A 683-nucleotide genomic window follows, 5' to 3' on the forward strand; every position below is an offset into this window, starting at 1 on the left:
GCCTGGGGGAGGGGTTGGCCCTCAGCCAACTCTGTACCGACTGAGCGAGGCCTTGGACGAACGGCATGCCGCCACGCTCGTGGCAGGTGCTCTTGAGCTCCTGCCACTGGCCCGGCGGAAGCCACGTGGAAAAGGAACTGGAGCCTGATGTGTCGACAGTGGGGCACTCATCGGGTGCCGCTTCACGCCAGGCGGTGATGCCGGCGGAAACAGCGTCCTGGATGTCGACGCCGAGTTCGGCAGCACGAACCTTGAGGTCCTGGCGCAGCCAGGACGGCAGCTTGGAGACAACCTTCTCTCTATCTCCAGCAGTACTTGAAGTGACCATGAGGTCAGCTTACTAACTTTGCGGAGAGTTGTGTTCAACGCCCTGCTCAACACGCGTGTCGCTGCACTTCACTGACTGCGCGACACACCGGATCGGCTCGGGCTGCGGAGCGGCACTGATAACGGCGTTATCAGTCAATGGCTGCGGCCGACGCTCCTGCCACGTGCGCTCTCCCTGTGCCGCAACGGTCTCGCCTGGAAGCATGCCCATGCCATGCGCCGTAAACCGAGGAAACCCAAAGAGCTTCCGGTTGGCTCATCCGGTCGCTGAGGAGGCTCACGACGCGTGGCACGACAGGATCATCGGCTCCTGCGGCAGGAGCATCGACGACGGCTCCGGGTCTGCCGAGCCGCCG

At 63.7% G+C, this 683-nt stretch carries 1 pseudogene; it reads right to left on the reverse strand.

Annotation, left to right across the window (positions count from 1 at the left end):
* Positions 1-328, reverse strand: a pseudogene (locus tag ACFVUH_RS37160) (ParA family protein); the annotation flags it as partial.
* Between the last annotated feature and the right edge of the window lie 355 nt (positions 329-683).

This window comes from Kitasatospora sp. NPDC058032 (assembly GCF_042885845.1).
GTDB lineage: Bacteria > Actinomycetota > Actinomycetes > Streptomycetales > Streptomycetaceae > Kitasatospora.